Raw genomic sequence first — 1,785 nt, 5'->3', positions numbered from 1 at the left:
GCTGCCGCCATTCAACTCTTTCAAAAGCGGCAACACCGTCGGGCGTGTTGTAGGTGAAACGGCCCCGGCAACCGTACCGGCCACACAGGCCAATCCGCCGATAGAGGCGCAGACCGACGAAGAAGGCATCACCGGCGAACAGGTGCTGGATGGCATCCAGTTAGGTCTGGATGTGGTGGGCTTGATCCCCGTCGCCGGGGAAGCGGCAGATATCATCAGCGCTGGTATTAGCCTTGCCCGGGGTGACTATGTGGGGGCAGGCGTGTCACTGTTGTCGGCGATTCCGTTCGTCGGCTACGCGGGAAGCGCTGGCAAGGCCGCCCGCTACGGGACGACGATGGTTGAGGCGGCGGGTAAAGCTGCACGTAGTGGCGTACAAAAGACCCCGCCAGTCAAGGCTCCCCCAAAAGATCCACCCAAAAGCGATAAAAGCGGAGGCAAATCAAAAGGAGGGCCGTGCAATCATCTTCGTAAGGGTAGCGGGAAGGGACCATACCGTGGTGGAGCACACAGCCAGACATCTAAGCCTATAAATGACGATAAAGATTCGCACCATATGCCAGCTGATGATGCGAGCCCTCTCCCGAAAAGAGACGGACCTGCAATACAAATGCACCCAGATGACCACAGACTCTCGAGAAGCAATGGATCAGTGAAAGGTTCGGCAAAATACCGCCAGTCGATTCAAGAGTTACTAGAAAAAAGCGAATGGAGAAAAGCGATGATAAGAGAGATAAAAGATATTAAACGGATCCAAAAAATGATTGGCGAACCTGGCAAATATAACGAGGCCATGCTGGAAATGCTAGCGTATTTCCGCTGTCTTGAAAAAAATAATCTCTTGTCATAACAACAGGATATCTAAATGAACTATTACGAAATTTTGCCATATGTTGGCATAGGCAATTTAAAATTCGGCATATCTCCATCCACAGCAGAAGTCATTCTTGGCAAGCCAAAATTTTCAGACTTCAACACTGATACTGGCACTACCACTCAATACTGGGAAAACAACGGCTTACAGCTGGAGTTCTCAAAAGATGATGAAAATCTTATATCTATCAGTATGTACTCAAACATCAATAACATAAAAATTTCAGATATTATATTTGACTGGAATACATCGAGCTCTACTTACAACTCATTGATAAAATCAGATCCCTCAGCAATGAAAACCGTTGGGATTACAGTTTTTTTCAAGCACGGCATAGCTGTTGCAGGGCTTCTTGGGGACGATAATGGAGATAAGTCTATCACCGCTTTTAGCAAGGGTCAGTGGACGCCGGAAGATCCGTGCTTGGAGCAGATATTATGATCGTGTGTTATAGAATAAATACACTGACAAGAAATAAGAATTAGGTGAGAACATCGAGAGTCTGAGATACGCAGTTCCCTTTGGGGAAGCTCTGCCCTAATGATGGGTGATCTGTGAGTTCGAGCGCGACCAACTGGGAAACGAAGTACGGCGGCTGACATCCAATACCCCCTTATAGCTTTTCTACGCAATCAAATAAGCTGCGACTGGATAGAGAACACCCTGCACGCACGCGTTGTACCTAGGCAGAACCAAACTCCCCGATGGGCAACTCGACGCCACCGACATGGAGCAGGTGGCGAGCACTTATAAGTATCAACCCGCTGGCTTTGGTGTGGTCGGCCGAGCTTGGGTACCGCGACTGGCTTTAGCCGGTAACTACGACGCCTTATGGCAAACCGAACGCTGGCCCGGCCTGCCATACGACTTTGACTTCGCCTACTGGAACGGCGCGCCCGCCGAACCACAGC

General features: G+C 49.8%; 3 protein-coding genes. All 3 read left to right on the top strand.

The window, feature by feature from the left end; all coding sequences use genetic code 11:
- Window positions 1–850: DUF4112 domain-containing protein (locus tag AQS70_RS23770; RefSeq protein WP_162233893.1), on the top strand; the 850-nt coding region annotated here is incomplete at its 5' end.
- Window positions 851–865: 15 nt separating this feature from the next.
- Window positions 866–1,315: a hypothetical protein gene (locus tag AQS70_RS09985; RefSeq protein WP_055102635.1), complete on the top strand. Its 450-nt coding sequence runs from the start codon at window positions 866–868 to the stop codon at window positions 1,313–1,315.
- A gap of 235 nt (window positions 1,316–1,550) precedes the next feature.
- A partial coding sequence (locus tag AQS70_RS09980; RefSeq protein ID WP_241492821.1) for a DUF2169 domain-containing protein occupies window positions 1,551–1,785 on the top strand: 235 nt, incomplete at its 3' end.

It is taken from the genome of Pseudomonas endophytica, from assembly GCF_001411475.1.
In the GTDB taxonomy this organism is placed as follows: Bacteria; Pseudomonadota; Gammaproteobacteria; order Pseudomonadales; family Pseudomonadaceae; genus Aquipseudomonas; species Aquipseudomonas endophytica.
The sequence above is the reverse complement of the archived record's forward strand: the minus strand, read 5'-3'. Positions and strand labels throughout refer to the sequence as shown.

Coding starts and splice junctions, on each gene's coding strand:
- AQS70_RS09985 (WP_055102635.1), top strand. CDS start 866: ATGAACTATTACGAAATTTTGCCATATGTTGGCATAGGCAATTTAAAA.